The organism is Paenibacillus sp. FSL H7-0357, from assembly GCF_000758525.1.
Classification (GTDB): Bacteria; Bacillota; Bacilli; order Paenibacillales; family Paenibacillaceae; genus Paenibacillus_AQ.
The window spans coordinates 5,335,298-5,355,672 of the sequence record NZ_CP009241.1 but is presented as its reverse complement, the minus strand read 5'-3'; the positions used below and the strand labels follow the sequence as shown (position 1 = coordinate 5,355,672).

General features: G+C 52.5%; 21 protein-coding genes. 18 read left to right on the top strand and 3 right to left on the bottom strand.

The window, feature by feature from the left end; translation table 11 throughout:
• Positions 1-44 precede the first annotated feature (44 nt).
• Positions 45-746, top strand: coding sequence for a lipoyl(octanoyl) transferase LipB (gene lipB, locus H70357_RS23510; protein ID WP_038594750.1), 702 nt, complete (start codon positions 45-47; stop codon positions 744-746).
• A gap of 85 nt (positions 747-831) precedes the next feature.
• On the opposite strand, the gene prli42 is transcribed toward lipB, so the two are convergent.
• The gene (gene prli42, locus H70357_RS36020) at positions 832-933 is read right to left on the bottom strand and encodes a stressosome-associated protein Prli42 (RefSeq protein WP_144024217.1); all 102 of its coding nucleotides are present in this window, start codon (positions 931-933) and stop codon (positions 832-834) included.
• Positions 934-1,028: 95 nt separating this feature from the next.
• On the opposite strand from prli42, the gene H70357_RS23505 reads away from it, so the two are divergent.
• Complete coding sequence (locus H70357_RS23505; RefSeq protein ID WP_038594748.1) at positions 1,029-2,156, top strand: M20/M25/M40 family metallo-hydrolase; 1,128 nt, start codon at positions 1,029-1,031, stop codon at positions 2,154-2,156.
• Positions 2,157-2,647: 491 nt separating this feature from the next.
• On the opposite strand, the gene H70357_RS36015 is transcribed toward H70357_RS23505, so the two are convergent.
• On the bottom strand, positions 2,648-2,821 hold the full coding sequence (locus H70357_RS36015; protein WP_156130927.1) for a hypothetical protein: 174 nt from the start codon (positions 2,819-2,821) through the stop codon (positions 2,648-2,650).
• 76 nt (positions 2,822-2,897) lie between these two features.
• Between H70357_RS36015 and H70357_RS23500 the strand changes: the two genes are divergently transcribed.
• The 11 genes from H70357_RS23500 (at position 2,898) to H70357_RS23450 (ending at position 13,284) form a co-directional block, all read left to right on the top strand.
• Positions 2,898-3,470 carry an NUDIX hydrolase gene (locus H70357_RS23500; RefSeq protein WP_038594746.1) on the top strand — a complete coding sequence of 191 codons (573 nt, stop codon included), beginning with the start codon at positions 2,898-2,900 and terminating at the stop codon, positions 3,468-3,470.
• Complete coding sequence (locus tag H70357_RS23495; RefSeq protein ID WP_038594745.1) at positions 3,461-4,666, top strand: endonuclease Q family protein; 1,206 nt, start codon at positions 3,461-3,463, stop codon at positions 4,664-4,666. The genes H70357_RS23500 and H70357_RS23495 overlap by 10 nt, the downstream gene beginning before the upstream one ends.
• Before the next feature lie 98 nt (positions 4,667-4,764).
• Complete coding sequence (spoIIM, locus tag H70357_RS23490; protein WP_038594743.1) at positions 4,765-5,397, top strand: stage II sporulation protein M; 633 nt, start codon at positions 4,765-4,767, stop codon at positions 5,395-5,397.
• A gap of 190 nt (positions 5,398-5,587) precedes the next feature.
• Positions 5,588-6,346, top strand: coding sequence for a hypothetical protein (locus H70357_RS23485; protein WP_038594741.1), 759 nt, complete (start codon positions 5,588-5,590; stop codon positions 6,344-6,346).
• A gap of 301 nt (positions 6,347-6,647) precedes the next feature.
• The gene (fur, locus tag H70357_RS23480; protein WP_038594739.1) at positions 6,648-7,115 is read left to right on the top strand and encodes a ferric iron uptake transcriptional regulator; all 468 of its coding nucleotides are present in this window, start codon (positions 6,648-6,650) and stop codon (positions 7,113-7,115) included.
• Positions 7,116-7,379: 264 nt separating this feature from the next.
• On the top strand, positions 7,380-7,613 hold the full coding sequence (locus H70357_RS23475; RefSeq protein ID WP_038594738.1) for a DUF4227 family protein: 234 nt from the start codon (positions 7,380-7,382) through the stop codon (positions 7,611-7,613).
• Between the two features lie 158 nt (positions 7,614-7,771).
• A complete protein-coding gene (gene xerD / locus H70357_RS23470; protein WP_038594737.1) occupies positions 7,772-8,665 on the top strand; it encodes a site-specific tyrosine recombinase XerD in 894 nt (297 codons plus the stop codon).
• A gap of 285 nt (positions 8,666-8,950) precedes the next feature.
• Positions 8,951-10,129: a phosphopentomutase gene (gene deoB, locus H70357_RS23465; RefSeq protein WP_038600282.1), complete on the top strand. Its 1,179-nt coding sequence runs from the start codon at positions 8,951-8,953 to the stop codon at positions 10,127-10,129.
• 56 nt (positions 10,130-10,185) lie between these two features.
• Entirely contained in the window at positions 10,186-11,010 is an 825-nt protein-coding gene (locus H70357_RS23460) for a purine-nucleoside phosphorylase (protein WP_038594735.1), read from the top strand.
• Between the two features lie 82 nt (positions 11,011-11,092).
• Complete coding sequence (locus tag H70357_RS23455; protein WP_038594733.1) at positions 11,093-11,953, top strand: purine-nucleoside phosphorylase; 861 nt, start codon at positions 11,093-11,095, stop codon at positions 11,951-11,953.
• Positions 11,953-13,284, top strand: coding sequence for a pyrimidine-nucleoside phosphorylase (locus H70357_RS23450; RefSeq protein WP_038594731.1), 1,332 nt, complete (start codon positions 11,953-11,955; stop codon positions 13,282-13,284). The genes H70357_RS23455 and H70357_RS23450 overlap by 1 nt, the downstream gene beginning before the upstream one ends.
• A gap of 175 nt (positions 13,285-13,459) precedes the next feature.
• Here H70357_RS23450 and H70357_RS23445 read toward each other — a convergent pair whose 3' ends face one another.
• Positions 13,460-14,482 carry a serine hydrolase domain-containing protein gene (locus tag H70357_RS23445; RefSeq protein ID WP_038594729.1) on the bottom strand — a complete coding sequence of 341 codons (1,023 nt, stop codon included), beginning with the start codon at positions 14,480-14,482 and terminating at the stop codon, positions 13,460-13,462.
• A 345-nt stretch (positions 14,483-14,827) separates the two neighbouring features.
• On the opposite strand from H70357_RS23445, the gene H70357_RS23440 reads away from it, so the two are divergent.
• The 5 genes from H70357_RS23440 (at position 14,828) to H70357_RS23420 (ending at position 20,252) form a co-directional block, all read left to right on the top strand.
• The gene (locus tag H70357_RS23440) at positions 14,828-15,778 is read left to right on the top strand and encodes a DUF1177 domain-containing protein (RefSeq protein WP_038594727.1); all 951 of its coding nucleotides are present in this window, start codon (positions 14,828-14,830) and stop codon (positions 15,776-15,778) included.
• Positions 15,779-15,840: 62 nt separating this feature from the next.
• On the top strand, positions 15,841-16,509 hold the full coding sequence (locus H70357_RS23435) for an AroM family protein (protein ID WP_038594725.1): 669 nt from the start codon (positions 15,841-15,843) through the stop codon (positions 16,507-16,509).
• A 15-nt stretch (positions 16,510-16,524) separates the two neighbouring features.
• Complete coding sequence (locus H70357_RS23430; RefSeq protein ID WP_038594723.1) at positions 16,525-17,469, top strand: aminopeptidase; 945 nt, start codon at positions 16,525-16,527, stop codon at positions 17,467-17,469.
• Between the two features lie 54 nt (positions 17,470-17,523).
• Positions 17,524-18,177: an aspartate/glutamate racemase family protein gene (locus H70357_RS23425; protein WP_038594721.1), complete on the top strand. Its 654-nt coding sequence runs from the start codon at positions 17,524-17,526 to the stop codon at positions 18,175-18,177.
• A gap of 548 nt (positions 18,178-18,725) precedes the next feature.
• Positions 18,726-20,252, top strand: a complete 1,527-nt coding sequence (locus H70357_RS23420; RefSeq protein WP_038594719.1) for a PucR family transcriptional regulator — start codon at positions 18,726-18,728, stop codon at positions 20,250-20,252.
• The last annotated feature ends 123 nt before the right edge of the window (positions 20,253-20,375 follow it).

The following is a 20,375-nucleotide window of genomic DNA, read 5'->3' as shown; positions in this document are numbered from 1 at the left end:
ACATTCAGTGACTGGCGACTCTAATTCAAAGGGGACCTGACGTTATGAATAACCCGCAACCTGGCAAGCTGGAAATTTCATATCACCCCCTGATGGAATATGGTGCGGCCTGGGAGCTGCAAAAGGAACATGTGCAGGCCATTGATGCCGGAACAGGCCTGGAACAGCTGATCCTTTTGCAGCATCCGCCCACCTATACCATCGGTTCTCAGAATCACCCGGAGCATCTTCTCCTCAGCGGTGAACAGCTCAAGGAGCAAGGGATTGCGCTGTTTGAAATCGACCGCGGGGGGGACATTACATATCACGGGCCGGGCCAGCTTGTCGGCTACCCGCTGCTGAAGCTTGGGGAGGACGGAAGGGTCGACCTGCATGGGTATCTCCGCCGGCTGGAGGCTGTAATTATCGATTATTTGGCTTCCTGCGGAATAGAGGGTGACCGCAAACCCGGGTATACCGGCGTTTGGGTTGGCGACCAGAAGATTTGTGCGATTGGCGTCAAGTTTAACAGAAGCAAATCACGCAGAGGCTTTATTACCAGCCACGGCTTCGCCTTCAACATCTCTGCGGGGATTGGCGGGCGCGGGTTTCAGGGAATTATTCCCTGCGGCATTGCGGAATATGGGGTAACTTCGCTGGAGGAATGCACCGGCCGGCCTATGGATCCTGAGCAGGTATCAGAGGAGCTGATTCCTTATTTCCTGCAGCACTTTCCGTATAAGGTGATCAACCCGGTGAATCCGTAGGCTCAGGCTGATTTGACGGTAATCCGGGATGTCAAATAGCGTCCGGGGAGTCCGGACGCTATTATTAACGTTCTACTTTCTGCTGTTAACCGGCCAGGAAAGGCTCGATGACCATCAGCAAGGTAGAGCCGACCATGGCGATCAGCATGACATAAATGAAGATACGGAACCATTTTTGACGTTGCATGAGTGACTCCTTTAGAATTAGTTTAAGTTAAGAGCGTACAGATATTTAAGGCAGTACCACTATTGTAACGCAATCGTGAAAGAGAGGGAAGTCCAATGATATCACAAGACCGATTGATTCAGGAATTTATGGAGCTTGTCCGTATTGACAGTGAAACAAGAAACGAACGGCAAATTGCCGATGTGCTAAAAGAAAAATTCAGCGCCTTGGGTCTTACTGCCATCGAGGACGATTCCCAGGAGCGCACTGGACATGGAGCGGGCAATCTGTTCGTTACCTGGCCTGCCGATAACGGAGATGCGGCTCCCAAGCTGCTGTTCACCTGCCATATGGATACAGTAGTTCCCGGACAGAACATCAAACCTACCCTTGGAGAAGACGGCTGGATTACGAGCGACGGCAGCACAATTCTCGGGGCGGATGACAAAGCGGGGTTAGCTGCTTTGTTCGAAGCGATCCGTGTCATTCAGGAACAGGGCGTTGCTCACGGTCAGATCCAGTTTGTCATTACAGCCGGTGAAGAATCCGGGCTGCTTGGCGCCCGGGCCATGGACCCCAAACTACTGGATGCTGATATGGGCTTTGCGCTGGATTCCAACGGCGAGGTTGGAGCGATTGCGGTTGCTGCGCCTTCCCAGGCTAAAGTAACAATGCAGATCTTCGGCAAATCCGCCCATGCCGGCGTGAATCCGGAAGATGGCATCAGCGCCATTCAGGTGGCAAGCAAAGCCATCTCGGCGATGAAGCTGGGGCGCATCGACAATGAGACTACGGCCAATATCGGCAAGTTCGCAGGCGGCGGACCAACGAATGTGGTCTGTGACCATGTGCAGCTGGATGCCGAAGCGCGCAGTATTGTGCAGGAGAAGGTAGACCGGCAAGTGGCTTCCATGCGCGAAGCATTGGAGACCACAGTGCGTGAGCATGGTGCAGAATGTGAATTCCGCAGTGAGATTATTTATCCGGCATTCAGCTTTAATGAGCATGATCCTGTTGTGGTGCTTGCGGACCGTGCCATAACCTCACTTGGTCTGAAGACACGCCTGTTCCCGTCCGGCGGCGGCAGCGACGCCAATGTGTTCAATGGTCTAAAGGTACCAACGGTAAATCTGGCCATCGGTTACGAGCATATCCATACCACCAAGGAACGGATCAAAGCCGAAGACATCGTCAAAGCGGCTGAGCTGGTTGTAGCCATCGTTAAGGAAAGTGTAAAAGGTTAAAATATCATGCGCAGCAGCTGAGGCTGGGTATATGCAGTGAAGGAGCTGTTTCCGGGCGATGCCCGGGAACAGCTCCTTATGGTTTTTCTGGACAGTACCATTAGTAGCGTTTAATGGAACAGCTTCGCCGAATGGAACCTTACGGGAAATGCTGCTGTCTAGCTTAATCTACGTATTTGTTGGCAACGTTCCTTCAAGCGAATGGGGAGGACTCTCCGTGACTTAGAAGCTGGGGAGAACTCTCCGTGACTTGAGGATGAGGACTAGAAGCTGCCGGACTCCATGGACGTTATTTCTAATAATTGCCTGTTTTTTACAAGGAAACGGACTCCAGTGACACTACTGTTCTGTTTTGAAGCCAATTTCCCTCCTTGTAGAGGAAATAACGTCTTTCCGGTCCGAAAGATCGGGAAAAAGGATTTACCAGGTATAATAACGCCTTTCCGGTCCGGATACATTCAGAAACGGAAAGGGGAAAATGCTGCAAGCGGTTACCCCGCTTTAGGTGGACTCAGCCGTGATTCAGCTTTCAGCCGCAGGATGTAGGACAGTGGCATATCACGTCCGTACTGCAGGGTCCACCCGGCGATTACTGCTTTAATCTGCTCCGGTGTACCTACCATTGTGACTGCAGTCGAGCTTGTACGGATAAGGATGTCATTCATGTCTACATTCCTTCTTTCCCCTTAAGTTTGCTATAATACACCCTATGCAGAACTGAGCTAAAGGAGACCATAAACTATGAAAAAAGATGAAACTCACCGCAATCCCGCACTGGATGAAGAGACGTTGTCTACACAGCCGATTTTTGAAGGCAAAATTATTTCCCTGCAGGTGGATACGGTTAAGCTGCCGGATGGCAATACCGCAACCCGCGAGGTCGTGAAGCATCCCGGAGCTGTAGCTGTGCTTGCCCTGAATCAGGGCAAGATGCTTGTAGTGGAGCAATACCGCCAGCCGATGCACCGCACCGAGGTGGAGATCCCCGCTGGTAAGCTGGATAAGGGCGAAGATCCCTTGGCCGCTGCCGGCCGGGAGCTTCAGGAGGAGACGGGCTTTCACAGCGGCGACCTTAAGCTGCTGAAATCCTTTTATACCTCGCCCGGATTCGCGGATGAAATTATTCATTTGTATGTGACAGACAACGCCCAGGCGGGAGATATGGCACTCGATGAGGACGAATTCCTGGAGGTCTCCGAGCTTACGCTGGAGGAAGCTTACCAGTACATTGCGGACGGCCGCATCGCCGACGCCAAAACGATGATGGCGGTGTATGCATGGCATCTCTATACGCTGACGGGCCAATGGCACTAGAAGAGGAAAACAAGCTGCACAGCTTCTACTGTGACCTGCATGTTCATATCGGCCGCACTACGGAAGGACAAGCTGTCAAAATCAGCGGCAGCAAGAATCTCACCTTTGCCGGAATCGCCAAGGAGGCCGCAGAGCGCAAGGGGATCGGGCTAATCGGGATTATAGACAGCCACTCTCCCGGCGTGCAACGCGATATCCGCCAGTCGCTGGAATCCGGAGAGATGACAGTGGCAGACGGTGGAGGTATTGCTTACAGGGGCACCACCATCCTGCTGGGGTCAGAGATCGAAATCCGCGAGCCTGGCCGGAAGGAATGCCATGTGTTGGCCTTTATACCGGATCTGGAGACGATGGCGGATTTCAGCAGCTGGATGAGCAAGCATATGCGCAACGTAAATCTCAGTTCCCAGCGGCTGTATGCCCCATCCAGAGAACTGCAGGATGAGATTTACGGACGCGGGGGCATTCTAATTCCGGCGCATATTTTCACGCCGCATAAAGGTCTTTACGGCTGCGCTGCAGAACGTATGGCTGAGCTGTTTGACCTGGAGCGTATCGCAGCAGTTGAGCTTGGCCTTAGCGCGGATTCGGAGATGGCAGGATACATTTCTGAGCTGGACAGCTATACCTTCCTGACCAACTCTGACGCCCACTCCCTCGGCAAAATCGGCCGTGAATACAATGTCATCGAGCTGGCTAAGCCGTCCTTCAGCGAACTGAAGCTGGCACTGAAGCGTAAGGCAGGCCGTAGAGTCAGCGCTAATTTTGGACTGAACCCGCGCCTGGGCAAGTATCACCGCACCTATTGTGCCGGATGCGGCAGCATCATTGATGAAGCGTATGCCACTTCGGAACGTTGTCCTTATTGCGGCAGTCCCAAGCTGGTGCAAGGGGTGTTTGACCGGATTCTGTCCATTGCCGACCGCAGGCAGCCCCTCGTGCCGGACCATCGTCCGCCGTATCACTATCAGGTGCCGCTTGAGTTTATTCCGGGACTTGGCCCGGCCAAGATGAACGCGCTGCTGGCGGCTTTTGGAACGGAGATGAACATTCTGCATGGCGCCGGCGAGGCGGAGATTGCTGCAGTAGCGGGAACGGAGCTGGCTGCGCAGATTGTTCTTGCACGCACGGGGGAACTTGCACTGTCGGCAGGAGGCGGAGGGACGTACGGCAAAGTAATGGTGAACAAAAAGTAGAATTGCTGTGCATAACGGCGACCTGTCCAAAGGACAAGTCATAGAGCGGGATGTCTCCTCATATGGTGTAATATGTGACCGGAAAGGAGAACGTCCCGATGCGCAGTTTAAGGCTGATGATGAAGGAACAGACGCCTCTTTATATTTTTGTTGCCGTATTATTTCTCGTTGGTGTCGTTTTCGGGGCTCTGATTGTCAGTGCGTTAACGTTGGACCAGCAGCAGGAGCTGGGAGATTACATGGGGAATTTCTTCGTCACCGTTGATCAGCAGGGCCTGCCGGCTGCACCCGACTCTTACTGGAGTATCGCCGCGCTCAATCTGAAGTGGGTGGGACTCATTTGGATTCTTGGCTTGTCGGTCATTGGGCTTCCGGGTATTCTAATCCTGGATTTTCTCAAAGGCGTGCTTATCGGTTTTACCGTCGGTTGCCTCGTCAGTCAATATTCCTGGCACGGCATGCTGTTTGCCCTCGTCTCGGTTGCTCCGCACAATCTTGTGCTGATCCCGGTTCTGCTCGTATGCAGCGCAGCGGCTATTGCCTTCTCGCTGCTGATGATCCGCAGCCGGGTGCTGGGGAAGCGGCGTACGCCGGTGACAAGGCCTTTTGCAATGTACACGGTATTATCGCTTGGAATGGCCGTACTCGTCTTGGGCATTTCCGGTTTTGAGGCTTGGGTGACGCCGGTGATGATGAGATGGGTGACACCCATGCTCGTATCTATTGGTTGATTTAAAGAATGCTGCCGGGTGGGATTTTCACTGGGCAGCATTTTTTTGTTCCTTTGATTGCAAAAAGTTATGAATAGTAGATATTTGCAAATATAGGAATTAAAATGGTGTTGGGACTTTAGAAGGCTTTCTTAACAATGATTTGCAATTGTTTACACTTTCAGCCCAAGAGAAAGTTATTTTTAACAGGATGGATAACTCGATATCTGTCTTTAACTTGGCTTCAGGCGAAGAAGCTTGGACGAAAAGTTATTCCAAGCTCTATGATGTTGATGTACTCAGCTCTCCGGAGAAAATCATTGTGATCGCCAAAGATAAAAACAACAAGCTGCAAAAGATCGTCCTGAGTAAGGAAGGAACGACACTCTCCATTACAGTCTTTAACAGCGCTCCAATCACTAAATCAATAACAAGCAATGGGGAGTTGATCCACTGGTACGCACCAGAAGGTAGCAATAAAGAAAGACTTTCTGTGTACAGTAACAACGTTCTCGCTGTGTATCAAGCCCCTTGGAACAATCCTGTTTTTAAAATGAATTTAGGCGGAATGTCAAGCAGCAGGTACGAAGATATCATGCTTAAGGATATTAAATTGAACGGGCCTTATGCGGTGATCAAATTTACAGGATCCAGTCTAATGCAAAGTCAGGATTTTTTTCGTGTGATTTATACCTCAAATAAGAAAACATACACTATAGTTGCCGATTGGAGCACACACAGTGATTCTTCATTTGCCGGCAATGAGCTTGTTATTAACAGTTCCTTCAACGTGGGCAATCCGCTGGGCGTGAATGTTGGGCAGCCTTATTCACTATCCGGCATGTATAATCTCTCGACAGGAAAAAAGACAGCAGGCATCTCTGAAACGTTTACGGATCGGGAAATGGGATGGAAGTCTGAACGTATAGGCAATCATATTCTAATCTATCTCCCAATTTTGGAACTGTAGGAGCGATAGCGACCGCCTTTGTCTACGGATTTCTACCGCTATGAGCATATAAATCAAGAAATCAGTAGACAACAGCGGCCGGAAGTCCAAACATTCACTGCAGTTGCGTTCTATGCCGGCTCGCTAAATCTAAAGTTCAACTTATACAGTCCATAGAACCGTTGTCAGAGCTGTATTGCCATCACGGAATACCGCTATTGAACACACTCTAAAAGCGTTTGACTTCTCAAAGCGACTCCCCCTATAATGGAAGAAGTGGTTTTATGCCCGGTGCGGTAATTTTCCAAGGGGGAGGGATACTATGGAAGCCCGGATAGACAAGATAAAGCAACAGCTACAATCCCAAGGATATAAGCTTACACCCCAACGGGAAGCAACCTTAAGAGTGCTGCTGGAGAACGAAGACGATCATTTAAGTGCAGAAGATGTGTTTATGCTTGTGAAAGAAAAGGCTCCCGAGATCGGTCTCGCCACTGTATACCGGACCCTTGAACTGCTCAGCGAGCTTCATGTCGTGGAGAAGATTAATTTCGGAGACGGAGTTGCCCGTTATGACCTGCGGACAGATACGGCGAAACACCATCATCATCATTTAATCTGTGTGCAATGCGGCACAATGGATGAAATCCGTGAGGATTGGCTCGGACCGCTGGAAGAGCGGCTGGAGAACGATTATAATTTCACGGTGCTCGATCATAGACTTGATTTTCACGGGATTTGCCACCGCTGCAAGGACAAGAATACTACGGATGGCAATACGCCCGAATAGGCTTATAGATGATAAATTACCGCACAAGCTCTCCCCGGTGTACTGCCGGAGGGGGCTTTTTAAATGATTTCATCAGGCCGACATACATATCACCGCCTGCCGGCGCATAAAGTGAAGGACGAGTTATGCTTCCGAAGCGAGTTCTGTACGAAGCAATTCCCGGAAGTATATGCTCACAAAACATAAGTTTATGCTTCCGAAGTGAGTTTTGTACGCAGCAACCCTGGGAAGTATAAGCTCACAAAACTTTTAGGAGGAATCCTAATGATTATTTCTGTGCCTGGAACGGTGCGCCGGCTGTATTTTTTGACCCTGCTTGTTGCATTGAGCTGTTTCTTGTATTACGCCCTGAGCTGGCTAAGCGGATGGATCAGTCCGATAGATCATTATGAAATCCCGGAAGGCACGGCAGTCCGGGCCTTTAAGGATGCCCCTGTCAGTGTGGACAGTCTGAATGCAGGGGAACGTCTGCGGCTATATTACTGGTATGGCGAGTGATTGCCCGGCCCGAAGCAGGAAGAAGCCGGAACACTGTCGAATGAACCTTAGGTGAGTTCATGCATCTGGCTTGCCGCTGTGCAGCCAGATGCTGAACTCCATGCCTAAATGCTGCATAGCCGCGAAGAGCAGCCTGAGCAGACAGGAGCGTGAATGAAATGAAGTCACACTTGCAGCCTTTTATGCAATATTTAACTGTAGAGAAAGGTTTATCTTCCAGCACGCTCGAGTCCTATGGACGCGATGTGTCGCAGTTTCTGGAGTTTGCCGAAGGCCGTGGTGCCGTTACACCGGAGGAGATTAGAAGATCGCATATTATGCAGTATCTCGCTGAGCTCCGCACCGCAGGGCGGGCCACCGCAACAGTGAACCGGAATACGGTGTCGCTGCGCGCGTTTTTTCACTATCTGCTGAAAGAAAGGCTGATCGTGCAGGACCCAACGCTGGATATGGAAATGATCAAACCGAGCAAAAAACCGCCGATGATCTTAAGTATTGAAGAAATCGAACGGCTGCTGGCGGCCCCTGATGATGCTACCCCCCAGGGGATGCGCGACAAGGCGATGATAGAGCTGCTGTACGCCACCGGCATCCGGGTTACAGAGCTGATTACCCTGAATGTCGAGGACGTGCATACGGACCTGAAGTTTGCCCGCTGCAGCGGGGCTTCCGGGAAGGAGCGGGTAGTGCCAATCGGCGCTATTGCAGCGGAGTGCGTGGCGGTATATACATCCGGTATGCGGGACAAGCTGCTGCGGGGAAATCAGGAGGAGCCTGCCCTGTTTCTGAACAGTCTGGGCGGACGGCTGACCCGTCAGGGCTTCTGGAAAATCATTAAAAAGTATGCGCGTGAAGCTCAGATTGAGCAGGATATCACTCCGCATACCCTTAGACATTCGTTCGCTGCTCATTTGCTGGAAGGCGGTGCGGATCTGCGTTCCGTGCAGCAGATGCTTGGTCATGCGGATATTTCCACAACGCAGATTTACAGCGGGATTGCCCGCAAAAATATGAAGGAAGTCTACGAAAGCCACCATCCCCGGGCGAGGTAACTGCTGCTGCGGAATGGGTATAAGACCTGAATCGCGGGTAATCCCCGAGGTAAGGGTAAAAAGATGCTTTTTGTGAGTAAGATCGTTATGATGGAAATATACTGAAAGGATAGACCGGAACGTGTGAACCCCGGGAGTTACTTTCGGCAGAAACGGGTACCTAAAAAGCGGGGCAATGGGCCGCTGGCTTCGGAAGGGCTGTCCCTTCGGAAGAAGGTAGAGCCGTTTCTTCTTGTTTTGATAAAACCTAAAGAATATGCATACTACGAAGGAGTGAAGACGGACATGTCCTCATTTAAACGAATTGGATTTATCGTTCTTGATAGTGTTGGTATCGGCGAAGCGCCGGATGCGGAAAGTTTCGGTGATAAAGGGTCCCATACGCTGGGACATATTTTGGAGCGGGTGCCGGGTCTTAAGCTGCCTAATCTGCAAAAGCTTGGTCTCGCCAATATTGCACCGCTGCCGCCGCTGGAGCCTGTAGCAGCACCAGCCGGATATTACGGCAAAATGCAGGAGGTATCGGTAGGCAAGGATACAATGACCGGGCATTGGGAGCTGATGGGACTGAAGATTGAAGTTCCGTTCAACACCTATTTTGACGGATTCCCGGCAGAGCTGATTGAGAAGTTCGAAGCGGCAACCGGACGCAAAGTGATCGGCAATAAACCGGCTTCCGGTACGGAGATTCTGGTCGAATATGGCGAAGAGCAAATGAAGACCGGGGCCTGGATTGTGTACACTTCCGCCGATAGCGTATTCCAGCTTGCTGCTCATGAAGATATTATCCCGCTGGAAGAGCTGTACAGCGCCTGCAAAATCGCCCGCGAGCTGACGATGGCTCCCGAATTCTCAGTAGGCCGCGTAATCGCCCGCCCCTATGTCGGCGAACCGGGGAACTTTGTGCGTACTCCTAACCGCCATGACTATGCGGTCAAACCGCCGGAGCCGACGGTAATGAACGCGCTGGAGGATATCGGTAAAGACGTTATCGCTGTGGGCAAGATCAACGATATTTTCACAGGTGAAGGCGTAACAGCCACTTATCCGACAAAAAGCAATGAGCATGGCATCGAGATTACGATCCGAGAGCTGCGCAAGCCGTTTGACGGCTTCCTGTTCACGAATCTGGTAGATTTCGATTCCCTGTATGGCCACCGCCGCGATCCGGAAGGTTACGGACATGCTCTTGAGGTATTCGATCAGGCGCTTCCGGAACTGCTCTCTACACTCGGCGAAGATGATCTGCTCATTATCTCGGCAGACCACGGCAACGATCCGATCCATAGCGGAACTGATCATACACGCGAGTATGTGCCACTCTTGATTTATAGTCCAAGATTCAAGACTCCGGGCAACCTGGGCATCCGCCAGACGTTCTCAGATGTGGCAGCGACAATTGCCGACAACTTCGGGGCCAAAGCGCCGCAATATGGGACAAGCTTTTTGGCGGAACTCAAATAATACGAAATCCTATGAAGCATCAATACTACGGACAACCCTCAAGGAGGCAATAAACTATGGAAGCAGTTAGCCAAAAGCACATTCAGGAAGCAGCGGTTTATATCAAGGATAAATGTACAGTCGCCCCGGAAATCGGGCTGATTCTCGGTTCAGGTCTGGGCGTTCTGGCAGACCTCATTACGGGTGAGGTTGTAATTCCCTACAACGAGATCCCCCATTTTCCTGTATCCACAGTAGAAGGACATGAAGGCGAACTGCTGATCGGGATGATCGAAGGACGACGAGTTGTAATGATGAAGGGCCGGTTCCACATGTATGAAGGCTACGGCCCGGAGACGACGGCTTTCCCGGTGCGCGTCATGAAAGAGCTTGGCGTAACCAGCCTGCTCGTTACCAATGCCGCAGGTGGCGTGAACACGGACTTTACACCCGGCGATCTGATGCTGATTACCGATCATCTGAACCTGACCGGGCGCAATCCGCTGACCGGCCCGAATGACAATGCTCTGGGCGTGCGGTTCCCGGATATGTCGACCGCCTACAGCCCCCGCCTGATTGCAGCGGCGAAGGAAGCTGCGGCAGAGCAGGATTTTGAATTCAAAGAAGGCGTTTATGCCGGATTGCTCGGCCCTTGCTATGAAACTCCGGCTGAAATTGTCATGCTGCGCCGTCAAGGTGCGGATGCTGTAGGCATGTCCACCGTCTCCGAGACGATTGTGGCCCGTCATGCCGGTATCGAGGTGCTTGGCATTTCCTGCATCACCAACATGGCTGCCGGCATTCTTGACCAGCCGCTGAACCATGCGGAGGTTATGGAGACGGCTGAACGTGTGCGTGAGCGCTTTTTGAAGCTGGTACTGGCCTTTATTCCGAAGATGTAGGCTCTATAGATCAAATTCAATGGCATCGGAATTATGCCAATATTATTCATTCACAACAATTCATACCCGGGAGGTTCAATTCATGACACAAACCAATATTTCTTACGGCAATCAGGTGAAAGAAGCAGCGGACTACGTAAAATCCAAATTCGGAGCGTATTCACCGTCCATCGGGCTGATTCTGGGCTCAGGGCTTGGCGATCTGGGCGACCAAATCGAAGATGCAGTGTATCTGCCCTATGAAGAAATTCCTCATTTTCCGCGTTCTACGGTAGAGGGCCATGCTGGCCGGTTCGTCATCGGGAAGCTGGAAGGCAAGGATGTTATTATCATGCAGGGCCGCTTCCACTTCTATGAAGGCTACGAGATGCGCAAAGTTGTGCTTCCGGTCTATGTGATGGCAAAGCTTGGCGTGGGTACGCTGGTGATCACTAACGCGGGCGGCGGAATGAACCGGGCATTCAAAGCAGGCGACCTGATGCTGATTACCGACCACCTCAATATGACTGGTGACAACCCGCTGATCGGACCTAATGATCCGGAGCTGGGTGTGCGTTTCCCGGATATGTCCCGTGCTTATGACCCTGAGTACATGGCTTTGGCCAAAAAGCTTGCGGCTGATGTTAAAGGTGTAGACGGTGAATCGCTTGTGCTGCAGGAAGGTGTATATGCCGGCATCAGCGGTCCAACTTATGAGACACCGGCGGAGCTGAAAATGCTGGCATACCTCGGCGGTGATGCTGTCGGGATGTCTACTGTACCTGAAGTGATCGTGGCCAGCCACAGCAAGCTGCGTGTGCTCGGCATTACCTGTATCACCGATATGGCGATCGGAGATGAGCTGGAGCCGTTGACCCATGAGCAGGTGGTAAAAGTCGCCAATCTGACTAAACCGAAGTTTATCGGCCTTGTGCGCGCCTTTGTACGTGAGGTACAGGTGTAATGCGAGCGGTTGATCTTATTCAGAAAAAAAGAGACGGCGGGGAGCTTAGCCGTGAAGAAATAGCTTTTCTGATCCAAGGCTACAGCAAGGGTGAAATTCCCGACTACCAAATCTCGGCTTGGGCAATGGCGGTGTATTTCCGCGGGATGAACGCACGGGAAACCGGCGATCTGACGCTGGAAATGGCCATGTCCGGTGATCAGGTCGATCTCAGTCCGATTGCCGGCATCAAGGTGGACAAGCATTCCACCGGCGGCGTGGGCGATAAGACGACTGTGGTACTGGCACCGCTTGTTGCCTCAGCCGGAGTTCCGGTGGCCAAAATGTCCGGCCGCGGGCTGGGACATACCGGAGGCACCCTCGACAAGCTGGAGTCGATCAGCGGCTTTTCTATCGAGATGGGCCGGGAACAATTTTTCGCCCAGGTAGGGGAGATCGGCGCTGCTGTAATCGGCCAGTCGGGCAACATTACACCTGCGGACAAGAAACTCTACGCACTGCGTGATGTGACAGCGACAGTGGAATCCATTCCGCTGATCGCCAGCTCCGTCATGAGCAAAAAAATCGCCGCAGGTGCCGATGCCATCGTGCTTGATGTGAAGACCGGCAGCGGCGCGTTCATGAAGACACTTGACGATTCCATTGCCTTGGCGCAAGCCATGGTGGATATCGGGACCCATCTGGGCCGCAATACGGTTGCGGTCATCAGCGACATGGACCAGCCGCTTGGCTACGGCATCGGCAATGCCCTGGAAATCAAGGAAGGCATCGAAACCTTGAAGGGCCACGGGCCGAAGGATCTGCAGGAGGTCTGCCTTATTCTGGGCAGCCAAATGCTGGTGCTTGGCGGCAAGGCGAAGGACGAAGCCGAAGCCCGCTCCATCCTGATGTCTCATATTGAGGATGGCAGTGCTCTGGACAAGTTCAAGCAAATCGTATCTGCGCAGGGCGGAAAGGTATCGCAGGTCGAAGCGCCGGACACATTGCCGGCAGCACGGAGATTTATCGAAGTGAAAGCAGCAACCGGTGGTTATGTGGAGAGCATCCAAGCCGAAGAGATTGGTGTAGCTGCCATGCTGCTTGGCGCAGGCCGCGAGACCAAGGAATCGGTCATTGATCTCGCCGTCGGCATCCAGCTGTCGCTGAAAGTCGGCGATGCCGTAGCCGCAGGCGATACGCTTGCTGTATTGCATGTGAACGATGCCAGCGAGAACAAAGTGCAGGAAGCGGAAGCCAAAGTGCTGGAAGCTTACCGCATTTCCGCTCAGCCTGTTCCGCCTCAGCCGCTGGTGTTTGCGCTTGTGACCAAAGATGGCGTAACGCGGTACTAGGATTCAGCGCAGGAATGTAAAGGTTCTTGTATTTCTGTGATAGATCAGCATCATGTAAACGAAAAGCCGTACAGAACAGTCAAATGTTCTGTACGGCTTTTTGCAATTTGAAGTAATCTAACCCTCCAGGAGTTTGACTTTAAATATCATCTAACCTGCACCTTGCCATGAAGAATTACTGCAGCAGCCAGTCCTCTACCACCTTCAGGATAGGGTAGGCTCCCCGGCTTTTGTTACACAGGACAACAACGGTTACTCCGCTTGCAGGATAGAAGGCGGAGTGGAAGGACACCCCGGGATCGTACCCCATCAGATGGTATTTCAGTGCCTCGCCGTTTCGCTTCGTGATCCATACTCCGTAACCGTAGTACTCATCATTATCATCATGAATATGCGGAGTGAGCAGCAGGGCCGTCAGCTCCGGATTTAACAGCGTATGATCAAGCAGTCCCTGCCATAGCCGCTGCATATCCGGCGCGGTGACGAAAGCGCCGCCGTCAGCGCCTCCTTTTACGGGAATGGAATAGATGTTGGTGACCCAGTTTCCATCCGCTTCTTCGATATATCCCATGGCGGTATTGGCTGGAAGCGCATCCAGTGCAAAATACCCGGAATGCTTCATTCCGCAAGGCGCAAAAATATGCTGCTCCACGTAATCCGTAAAGGGCATCCCGCTAATCTTCTCAACCAGCAGGCCAAGCATGATGTATCCGGCATTGTTGTAGTGAAATCTTTCTCCCGGAGTGAATTTCATCGGATGCTGCGAGAACATCGGTACGAAATCCTGGAGCTTGCGCAGGAGGTACATGGGCTGGTTCAGCCACAACGCCGCGTAATCATCCATGATTTCTTCATCAAAGTAATCCGCAATACCCGAGCTATGCGTCAGCAGGTGATGAACGGTCATGTCATGGCTGAATCGGGCAAATTCTTTTCCATTCAGCACATCCAGCACCTTGCTGCTGAAAGCAAGCTTCCCCTGTTCCACCAACTGGCAGACAGCAATCGCCGTAAACAGCTTGCAGCCGGAGGCGATGCCAAAGCGTGTGTCCGGATGATTTAGCCGCTCCTCTGAAATGTTGGCACTGCCGTAAGAAGCGGCCAGGATCTGGCTCTGTTTTTTGACCAAAACTGCTCCAGAGAATCTTTCGGTCTCAGCTTCAGCGCCGAGCTTATGCTGCAGATATTCAAGCTTCATGATGGTTCCTCCGATTCAGTTCATTTATAAGTAGCTTAGCTAAGAAATTCGCCTGAAAGATACAAGTTTCCTTTATTTGATCCTTATTTATGAGGCGAGAATTGGAATAACGACTGAAGACTGTACGTGCTGCGTAAGGTTTATCTGCAAAGGACAAGAAAAGCACATCAGTTTTGGCAGGGCGGTACATTGTGAACGTTTTGGAATTTAAGATACTATAAACTCTAACCTTACAATAATAGTTTTGTACAGACTGGCGGCGGTTGGCTGCTTTTTCATGAAATGTCGTTAGCGTTTCTACAGATTAACAAATCCGTGAGTTAGCACATCCGAGGAGGAATTATAATGGCACTTCATCAAACGATAACGGTATTGAACACACTGGACAGCGCTTATGCTAACGGTGAACAGGTCAGGCAGCTGTTTGCAGCTTATCCGGCAGTTAAGGTAGACGTCCATAAGGTTGAGGGTGAAAAGGGCAGCACGGAATTCGTCAAAATCTCAATCCCGGGCAGCAACGGAAAGCTGGCGGGCGGCACGGCGCCGACCTTCGGGATTGTGGGCAGACTAGGCGGAATCGGCGCCCGTCCCAGCCGGATCGGGATTGTCTCCGATGCGGACGGCGCAGTCGCTGCTATTGCTTCAGCACTGAAATTGGCCCATATGCAGACCCAAGGCGATGTGCTCAAAGGGGATGTGCTGGTAACGACCCATATTTGCCCGGATGCTCCGACGCTGCCGCATGAACCGGTGGATTTCATGGATTCTCCGGTCGATATTCTGCAGATGAATGAACATGAGGTGCTGCCGGAAATGGAAGCGGTTCTGTCCATTGATACCACTAAAGGGAACCGGGTGGTCAACCACAAAGGCATTGCAATTTCGCCAACGGTCAAGGAAGGCTATATCCTGCGGGTGAGTGAGGACCTGCTGCGCATTCTGGAAATGACGACAGGCCAGTTTCCGGTTACTTTTCCGGTGACGACCCAGGATATTACACCTTACGGGAATGGCCTCTATCATATTAACTCGATTCTTCAGCCTGCCGTTGCAACGAATGCTCCGGTTGTGGGCCTGGCGATAACTGCACAGTCCATGGTGCCCGGCTGCGGTACCGGGGCAAGCCACGAGGTTGATATTGCTTCTGCAGTACGTTTTGCGATTGAAACCGCCAAAGAAGTGACCGGGGGATCATGCTCATTCTATAACGAAGCGGAATTTGACCGCATTACAGAATTGTACGGCACGATGCGTGTATTGCAGACACTGGGCAAACCGGTGGTAACCTCCCGCTAAATCCGGGTTTATAGCGATTGTACTGTAAAGGGAAACTCCATGAACATCTAGGAGGAAGCAAATTGAAAAAAATTGGATTGATCACGATTGGACAGTCCCCCAGATCCGATGTGGCGCCGATTATAGAGAAATATTTGGAGGGCCGTGCGGAATTGCTGCAGTCGGGGGTACTGGATGGATACACCCCGGCACAGGTCCGCGAATACTACAGTCCGCAAGAAGGAGAATACGTTCTGACGACCCGGATGGCGGATGGTACTGCGGCGATCATCTCCCGCGAAAGGATAAAGACGGTGCTGCAGGGAAAAATTGATGCCATGGAGGCTGCTGGAATCCGACTGATTCTGCTGCTCTGCACCGGTGTGTTTCCTGAGCTGCACACGAACCGTGCCCATTTGCTTGAGCCGGACCGGATTATACCACCGGTAGTGCAGGCCATGATTGGCAAACGCCGGTTGGGGCTGATTGGCCCGTTGCCTGAGCAGGAAGAGAATATGGTCGAGAAATTTGCCGGGCCGGGGACCTCCCTTCCTTTTGCCGCTGTCTCCCCATATACCGGCACTGAAGCGGAATTCCGCGCCGCAGCGAGCCGGCTGAAAGACCAGGCGGATGTGATTGTGCTTGACTGCATGGGTTATGTGGAGCAGCATAGAATATGGGCGGCCTCAGCAGGAGTGCCAGCCGTACTGTCAAATGCCCTCATAGGGAAGCTGATGGCGGAAATGGTGTAATCAGGAGGAACGAATATGAGTGAAGAGCGGATAATAATCAGTATGAATGTCCTGAAGGACTGCCTGGGACTCAGCAGCGGTGAACTACTGGCCGTAGTGGCGGACGATGACAAGCGGGAGCTTGCCGAATCCGTCTACGAGGCCGGCAAAAGACTCGGAGCCGAATCGGTGCTGCTGATCATGCAGGAACGGAGCAAGTCCGGTGAAGAACCGCCTGCTCCGATTGCGGAGGCGATGGCCAAGGCGGATGTGGCGGTGTGTATTACAAAACACTCCATGACACATACAGCGGCCCGCAAGCAGGCTGCTGCAGCGGGAACCCGGGTAGCGACCATGCCGGGTATGACGGATGACATGTTCAGCCATGGAGCCATTACGGCAGACTATGGGCAAGTGAAGTCGTTGACGGAACAAGTTGCCCTGCTTCTGTCTGCAGGCCGTGAGGTACGTGTGGAGAAGGACGGGCTAAGCCTCTCCTTTTCCATAGAAGGGCGGGACGGAGTTCTGAGTACCGGGCTATACCTGAATCCTGGAGAATCCGGGAATTTGCCTTCGGGCGAAGCGTATATAGCACCGCTTGAAGGCACCGCCGCAGGACGGATTAAAGTAGACGGGTCCATAGCCGGTATTGGTGCCTTGGCCAGTCCAATGGTGCTGACGGTGGAGCAGGGCCGGCTTACAGCAGCTGAAGGAGAAGGCGGAGACAAGCTGCTGGGGATGCTGGGGGCAGGCGATGGCCGGCTCCTGGGTGAATTCGGCATTGGCACGAATAACAAGGCGAGAATAACCGGTGTGGTGCTTGAGGATGAGAAGGTCTACGGGACCATTCATGTAGCCTTTGGCAGCAATAACACCTTTGGCGGTGTTGTAGCGGCAGGTGTACATATAGATGCCGTAGTGATGAAGCCGGATGTGTATATTGATAACAAAATCATTATGCGTGCCGGGGAATTGCTCTAGTCTTGCCAAGTACCTAAGCGGTCGTTACAAGCAACCTGAAAGGGAGGGATACGGATGCTGGGAATCATACGTGTAATAACACTTCAAGAAGAGAGCTCCATCCATCTGCACGGCGAGCTGATAGAGCGCCGCTATGGTCTGCCGGTCACGAGCCGCTGCATTCAGGATCAGCCTCAAGGCGTCTACGATGACCTAACGGAAGCGGAATCCGTACCGAAAATCATTGAACTCGCACGGGAGCTTGAAGCAAGCGGATGTACGGCGATCGGCATCAGCTGCGCGGCGGATCCGGCGCTGCTGGAAGCGAGGGCTGCGGTACGGATTCCTGTACTCGGTGCCGGGTCCTGCGCAGCCCATATGGCGCTGGCCTTCAGCAGCCGAGTCGGGGTTCTGACGATCCTGACCGAGGTGCCTCCCTTCATTCGAAGCATCCTCGGGGACGCCTATCTCGGGATGGATCGCCCCGACGGTGTAACAACGACGCTTGATCTGAACACGCCTGCCGGGCGTGCCGGAGCTCTGGCCGGAGCGGCAAGGCTCGTTGAGCGCGGAGCAGAGGCCATTGTGCTGGCCTGTACCGGATTTGCAACGATCGGTTTGGCTGCTGAACTGGAAGAGAAGCTAGGAATCCGTGCGCTCGACCCGATTCTCTCACTGGGTGCCGCAGCGGCTTCGGCTGCCTCTCTGCCCGGGCTTGTCCGCCGCTAAATCGTTGTCAACGGCTGATTTGTTGGGCAGACAGCTACCCACACTCAAGTGAAACGTTCTCCCGGACCATCGGTCTGGCGAGGACGTTTTTTTGTGGATCACTCGAAAGCTTGATGAAACGCAGGAGCGGAGTCTCGATCGCGTAAAGTGGTGGAACAGATGGCGGAATGAGAAGCAAAAGAATCTGGTTTCCACACTACATGCGGACCGCAGTCGCGTAATTCCTTGGAGAAACGGCAAAATGCCGGCAATTTCATACAAATTGCAATAGCGACTGTGATGTCCGTGGATTGCCGAAATTGTGGATTTCAACGAACTAACAGCTCTGGTGTCCGGATAAGTCACCGCACAATGTAGTTTGCAGGATGTCTCCATTTCAGCGATTTTCTCCAGAAGGTTTTACTGTAGGATGCAGTTGTTATCTGCAATTTGAAATATTTGCCCTGTGGTTTGCGGGCGAATTCTGATAAACTATCGGGAACGCCAGACTATGGCATATCTCAGGAGAAAACTTGAAATACTGTAGACAGCGGAGGGAGGAAGGAATATTGAACACACGAGGAATTACGTTGAGAGAGCTGCTGCAGCTGCCGATACTCGGCACAGCCACCGTAGTCAGCGGTGGACAGGGACTGGACCGGATTGTCCGCTTTGTAGATATTATGGAGGTTCCCGACCTGAAGGGTTGGATCAGTGAAGGCGTCATGCTGCTCACTACGGCCTATTCGATCCGTCATGACCCTTCACTGCTGACTGAGCTGGTATACACACTGGACAAGCTCGGGGCAGCTGCGCTGGCGATAAAACCAGCCCGGTTCCTGAAGGAAATTCCTCAAGCGGCGATCGAAGCGAGCAATGCCTGCGGGCTGCCGATCGTCGAGATTCCGCCTGAAATCCCTTATACGAACATTACCCAGCCGGTGATGGAGCTGCTGCTGGGCCGTCAGGCTATGCTGCTGCGCCGGGCAGAAGAGGTCTACCGCACACTCACAACGATGGTGCTGGAGAACAGCGGAATTCAGGCGGTAAGCGATAATGTGGCCGACTTTCTAAAAGCGCCTGTCGCACTGGTGGATACGCAGCGCAGTATTATAGTTTCCTCACCCTCCAATTTTGACTGGTCACAGAAGACTTCACCGCTGAACTGGAACATTAATGTGGACAAGCGGACGGTGGCCAGGCTTCTGGTAGACAAGGAGAAGCTGGATGATATGGAGGAAGTGGGGATCGAGCAGGCCAGGCTGGTATTTGCCCTTGAGCTGATGCGGAAAAAGGTAGCCGAGGATACCGAGTTTCGTCTGCGCGGCAATTTCATCGACGAGCTGCTGACGCCTCCGCTGCCTTCACGGCATGAAGTGGAGCGGCGGGCACGTCAGCTTGGCATGAATCCTGAACATAAATGGGAGGTAGCCGTCATTGAAGGTGATACCGCTCCTAGTGAGGAGACCGTGAACCGGCTGCTGGACCGGGAAGCGCGCAAGCGCGGAGTGACTCCCCATGTGGAATACCGCTCAAGCCGAGCCGTATTGTTCTTGCCGACACCGGAAGGCCGTAAATTTACGGGAGCTACAGGCGGGGAGGAACCATGGGCGGCAACGCTGGAAAGCTGGCTGCATGACAAAAGCGAAGGTCTTAGCGCCTACCGGACCGGTATCGGGACCCCGGAGAATTTGTGGAATATCCACACCAGCTATAATGAAGCGCGCAAAGCGCTGTCGGTCTCCAAACGTCTGGGCCAGGGGGCTGGTGCAGTCACCCAATACGAGGAGATGGAGGTCTACCATCTGCTGGAGGGGTTAAGCGGGCAGGGCTTCGAGGTGCTGTTCGAGCGCAAGCTGGGTAAGCTGCTGCGATATGACCAGGAGCATGACAGCAACATGCTGTTGACGTTTTATCATTATCTGGAGCACCGGGGGAGTCTGATTGACACGGCCAGCAGTCTCTACATACACCGCAATTCAGTGAAATACCGGCTGGAGCGGATCCGTGATATTACAGGGTTCGATCTCAATGATCCGCGTGAGCAATTTGTCTGCCATTTGTGCCTGATTTACTACTACCTGCAGGAAAAATAGGGCGTGCTGGAATTTTTACGGAAGTTAATGTTAGAAAACATGACATTAAGAGGCGGTAATAGTGCACAACCGACAAACGGTTGTGCTTTTTTTTAGCTAAACGGGACGTAGAGTGGACATGAA